6 protein-coding genes are annotated in these 4,941 nt (G+C 43.2%); 2 read left to right on the top strand and 4 right to left on the bottom strand.

All coding sequences use genetic code 11. From position 1 onward, the window contains the following. Window positions 1-269 (bottom strand): S8 family serine peptidase (locus BIV59_RS22460; RefSeq protein WP_170846233.1); only part of this gene is annotated, 269 nt, incomplete at its 3' end. A gap of 284 nt (window positions 270-553) precedes the next feature. On the opposite strand from BIV59_RS22460, the gene BIV59_RS22455 reads away from it, so the two are divergent. Both BIV59_RS22455 and BIV59_RS22450 read left to right on the top strand, forming a co-directional pair. Continuing rightward, window positions 554-745, top strand: coding sequence for a DUF3311 domain-containing protein (locus BIV59_RS22455; protein ID WP_071353682.1), 192 nt, complete (start codon window positions 554-556; stop codon window positions 743-745). After that, window positions 746-2,227: a sodium:solute symporter family protein gene (locus BIV59_RS22450; RefSeq protein WP_071353681.1), complete on the top strand. Its 1,482-nt coding sequence runs from the start codon at window positions 746-748 to the stop codon at window positions 2,225-2,227. Window positions 2,228-2,277: 50 nt separating this feature from the next. Here BIV59_RS22450 and BIV59_RS22445 read toward each other — a convergent pair whose 3' ends face one another. From BIV59_RS22445 to BIV59_RS22435, 3 genes are read right to left on the bottom strand one after another with little or no spacing between them, the layout of a single operon-like run. Continuing rightward, entirely contained in the window at window positions 2,278-3,657 is a 1,380-nt protein-coding gene (locus tag BIV59_RS22445) for an MFS transporter (RefSeq protein WP_071353680.1), read from the bottom strand. Then, the gene (locus BIV59_RS22440) at window positions 3,657-4,217 is read right to left on the bottom strand and encodes an isochorismatase family protein (protein ID WP_071353679.1); all 561 of its coding nucleotides are present in this window, start codon (window positions 4,215-4,217) and stop codon (window positions 3,657-3,659) included. Before BIV59_RS22440 ends, BIV59_RS22445 begins: the two co-directional genes overlap by 1 nt. A gap of 20 nt (window positions 4,218-4,237) precedes the next feature. Further along, complete coding sequence (locus BIV59_RS22435; protein ID WP_071353678.1) at window positions 4,238-4,711, bottom strand: MarR family winged helix-turn-helix transcriptional regulator; 474 nt, start codon at window positions 4,709-4,711, stop codon at window positions 4,238-4,240. Between the last annotated feature and the right edge of the window lie 230 nt (window positions 4,712-4,941).

Raw genomic sequence — 4,941 nt, 5'->3', positions numbered from 1 at the left:
ACATGTGTTCCATGACCATTATAATCTTTGTAAATATCAGGATTGCTTTGATCATCCCCGGTAAAATTCTTTCCGCCAATAATCTGCTCTTTTAAATCAGGATGGGTGATGTCGCATCCAGTATCTAAAATGGCGATGGTTATTCCGCTGCCCTTTGTCTTATCCCATACCTTAGGGGCCTGGATAAGCTCTACACCTTTTGGAATTTCAGAGGCTGTTTCGGTCTCTGCAATCACCTGATATGGATATAAACGCATTTTTCTCTCCATCTACATTCCCTCCCGGATAAAGTGAAATTGAAGGCAATTCCTGATGTAAGACTATTTTAACAATTCAGTAAATAACAAAACAGCTACCTTTGGAGGATTTTTCCCAGAAAAGTATGTGAATTGAACAGCAGATGGCCTGCAGGGAGAAGGCGCATTGCCGTAATCCTGGTGTTCCACTCCATTTGTACCATATTTCTAAAAATTCTTAATTTTTATACTTCTTTTCTTTCCTTAAAAATATTTTTCCTATATAATTCCTGTAAATCAAAAAGGAGGTGCCGTAATTGAAATTTATTCATTTGCTAGCCTTCATTCCTTTCGTAGGAATGCTGGGCGGTTTATTCTTCGTGAACAAAGTGGAGCCCTATGTCTTAGGCCTTCCATTTTTGGTGTTTTGGATTGTGTTATGGGTTATCCTGACCTCTTTTATTATGGCAATCATCTACAAGCTGGACTCAAATAAGGGGGATATTTAATTGAACTCATCATTAGTGATTCTCGCAATATTTCTTGTGATTTCCTTATATTTGGGCATTCGCGCCAAACGCGGAAAGAAGATGGATCTGGAGCAATGGACTGTGGGAGGACGAGGTTTTGGTTCGATGCTGGTCTTCCTGCTGATGGCCGGTGAAATATATACCACCTTCACTTTCCTGGGCGGAAGCGGCTGGGCTTATGGAAAAGGAGGGCCGGCCCTTTATATACTTGCATACGGAACACTTGCCTATGTCCTTTCTTACTGGCTGCTCCCTCCCATCTGGAAGTACGCAAAAAAGCATCAATTGCTTTCACAGTCAGACTTTTTTGTCAGCAAATATAAAAGCCCCCTTCTTGGTGTACTGGTTTCACTGGTAGGAGTTGCTGCACTGATTCCATATCTCGTTTTGCAGCTGAAGGGCCTTGGAATTATCGTTTCTCAAGCATCATATGGAAGAATATCTCCTGCTGCTGCTGTCTGGATCGGACTTGTTGTTATTACGGTCTATGTTATGATTTCAGGTATCCACGGCTCAGCCTGGACAGCTATTTTAAAGGATGGCATGATTCTTGTTGTTGTTGTTTTTCTGGGAATTTATCTACCCGTCCATTATTACGGCGGACTGCACAACATGTTTGCGAGCATTGAGGCATCAAAGCCCGGCTTTGCCATCTTGCCAGTGAAAGGCATGAGCATCAGCTGGTTCATTTCCACTGTGCTGCTGACCATGCTTGGCTACTATATGTGGCCGCATACCTTTGCTTCGGCATACACGGCGAAAAGTCCAGACGTTTTCCGGAAAAATGCTATATTGATGCCTATTTATTCACTTATTCTTTTATTCGTTATGTTTGTCGGTTTTGCTGCAATCCTCCAAGTGCCCGGCCTTGCTGGTGCAGATGCTGATTTATCCCTTTTCAGGCTCTCGATTAAGACTTTCGATCCCTGGGTGGTGGGGTTAATCGGAGCTGCCGGGCTATTAACCGCATTAGTGCCAGGTTCTATGATTTTAATGGCTGCAGCGACTCTTTTTGCCAAAAATATTTACAAAACAGCCAGGCCATCGGCTTCTAACAGCCAGGTTGCAGCGGTTGCACGACTGATGGTTCCTGTCATTGGCCTGATATCCATTTTATTTACCTTTAAGGGCGGAGATACCATTGTCACCCTTCTCTTGATGGGATACAGCCTTGTCACCCAGCTGTTTCCTGCATTAGTTCTCAGCTTGAGGAAAAACAATATTGTATCCAAGCAAGGTGCAGCGGCAGGCATTATAGCAGGTGTAACTGTTGTAGCATATACAACAATTTCCGGAACCACCTTATCCAGTTTATTTCCTTCACTTCCACAAGCTGTTAAGGATTTGAACATAGGGGTCATTGCGCTCGCTGTTAATATACTTGTTTTATTATTCGTCAGCTTGGCCACCCCTGCGGTACAGTTGAAAAATAGTTTACCTGAAGAAAAATCGCTGCTTTAAGCCAGCATACTGAAGGAGCCGATTCCATGGAACCGGCTCCTTCAGTGTGTTTATTCTATTACCCGTACGCGGTTATGTTTGAGTGATTTTACATAAAGCAGGCTAAACACAAAGCTGAGCACACCAGCTGCGGTTAAAATCATTCCTAATATCTCCATATGGCCCGCCGTTATTTCTTTTCCAAACACAAGACCGAGCACAACGGAAGAAAATATGGACCCTAAATATCTGCAGGTCTGAAAAAGCCCTGAAGCCGTTCCAACAAGCTCCCGCGGACTTGCCTCAAGCATCGCTGCCTGCAGGGCAACATTTCCAAGTCCATAACTGATTCCCAGAAGGGACAAAATAAGGCCCATAATTATTACGGGGACATGTATAAAGAAAATACTCATAATAACAGCTCCAAGCACCATTAAAACAGCACCTGTTACAATAGGCTGCTTTGCGCCTGACTTGTCGGCCCATTTTCCTGTAATTGGAGAGATAAAAATGCTGACTCCTGCCATGAAAAGCATAAGCAGCCCGCTTTTTTGCACACTGAAATGCATTTCATCCTGAAAATAGCTTGGCAGTCCAAAGAATAGGCAATAGTTAAAAACATTCAGCAAAATATACTGCAAATACACCCATGAAAGATCAGGATGTGATTTAAAGATCCTGATATTAATAAAAGGATCCTTTACCCTTAACTCTCTCCAGACAAATAATAAAATAAAAGCGATGCCTATAGCTCCTGAGCCGTAATGAACCGAAGTGCCAAGCGACAGCAGAAACCATAATAAACATATAAGCCCTGCTGAAAACAGGAGAATCCCCCAGACATCTAAAAGATGAATAATTTCTTTAAAAGAAGTTCGTTCTTTTTTGGAATCATCAGGAAACAGTTTCCATCCCAGCACAAAGCTAATGACGATAAATGGAAAATTGACTAAAAAGATGGCTGGCCATCCTCCCCACACAATCAGAAATCCGCCCGCAGTCGGCCCTATTGCTGTCATAGCAGAAGCAAAAATTGACAATACCGCTAATGCTGAGGCCTGCCGTTCCTGAATGTTGTTTCTCAACAGCGCCATGCCAGATGGATAAATTGCACTGCTTCCAACCGATTGAAAAAGCCTCAATAATAGCAACACCATAAAGGTTGGAGCAAATGGGGCGCCAATAGCCGAAACAGCTACCAATAGCAGCCCGAATAAAAAGATTTTCTTTCTGCCGGCCAAATCTCCCAGTTTGCCTGTTATAGGCTGTGCAACGGCACTTGCCAGATAGAAGGAAGATATCAGCCAGGATACCGTACTGAAAGTGAGATGGAAATCCTTTTGTATACTATGAAGGGCCAATGAAATCATCGATGAATTCAGCGGATTAAGCATGGTGCCCGTTGCCACTGCTGTCAGAAACAGAAAGCGGCCATTTTTGCCGCCGCGCATCATTTCACCTGTGACAGAAATTCTTCAGTTGAACGAAGCTGGCCGATCCGCGGGAAAATATACTTCAGTGTTGCCTCGTGTTCTTCCTTTGTGAAGGTAGTCATAGCATCTGTTATGAAGATTTGATTATAGCCATGCTGGAATGCTTCCCTTGCTGTGCTTTCTACTCCAATATTTGTGGCAATGCCGCAGAGAACAATCGTATCGATTCCTCTTCTTCTAAGCTGGATATCCAAATCAGTTCCGAAAAATGCACCCCACTGGCGTTTGGTTATAATATGATCATTTGGCCCAACCTCCATGGATGGGTCAAACTCCGCCCAATCAGCAGCCCGTTCCATAACTGAAGCAGCCTGGTCTGTTTTAGGAACTAGAGCGTCCTTTCCATCAAGAAAATCCACCCTCACAAAGCTGATAAAACCTTCATTTTCCCTAAATTTATCGATTAACTTTTTTGATTGTACAACCACTTCACTTCCGCCCGGAAATCCTGTAATTCCTTTTTGCAGGTCGATAATAACTAGTGCTGTCTTTTTAAAGTCTAACTGTAATGATTGCATTGTGTTACCTCCAGATGTTTTTAATTTTGTTCGAGCTTTTTCCTGTCTGCAATTTTTCTGTTTAATCGTGTCAGCAGCTCAGCAAAAATATCTTTTTCTTCAGAAGTCCATTCAAATAAAATCTCCTGGTAAGCCTTTTTACGGTCATTTTTTGCAGCAAGAAGTGCGTCTTTTCCGCTTTCTGTGATGGATAATGTACTGATTCTTGCATCTTTTTCGTCTTTTCCTCTTATTACAAATCCCTTATTTTCAAGTGGCGCAACCTGTCTGCTGACTGTTGAAATGTCTAGCTGCAGCAGGAGTGAAAGAGCACGAAACGATGCAGGCCCGTTCTGCATAAGTCCGTCGAGCAAGATGTATCCCGAACGGTCCAGGCTGTCTTTTTTTCCATCTAACGTACGCTTAAAGTCTGCCCTGCGAAGAAGCATGGCAATTTCATGCTCAATAACCTCCAAGGACTCTTTCCCTGTATTGCTTCGTTTGTTTCCACTCATCTGTTATCTCCTTATCCGGAGTTTTTCATACGATTGTATTATACAACCACTTGTTTGTATGATACAACTATTTAATAATAAGGCTGTTTTCGTAAACTTTGTTGCTACCTGAACAGGGGGTTGATTTCCGCTCCAGGATGCTCGCTTTCCGTGGGGCGGGCGGTGAGCCTCCTCTGCTGCGCTTGCGGGGTCTCACCTACCCGCTAATCCCACAGGAGTCTCGCACCTTA

The organism is Bacillus sp. MUM 13, assembly GCF_001866725.1.
In the GTDB taxonomy this organism is placed as follows: Bacteria; Bacillota; Bacilli; order Bacillales; family DSM-1321; genus Peribacillus.
This window is presented reverse-complemented; position numbering and strand designations above follow the sequence as displayed.

Coding starts and splice junctions, on each gene's coding strand:
- BIV59_RS22445 (WP_071353680.1), bottom strand. CDS start 3,657: ATGCGCGGCGGCAAAAATGGCCGCTTTCTGTTTCTGACAGCAGTGGCA.
- BIV59_RS22440 (WP_071353679.1), bottom strand. CDS start 4,217: ATGCAATCATTACAGTTAGACTTTAAAAAGACAGCACTAGTTATTATC.
- BIV59_RS22435 (WP_071353678.1), bottom strand. CDS start 4,711: ATGAGTGGAAACAAACGAAGCAATACAGGGAAAGAGTCCTTGGAGGTT.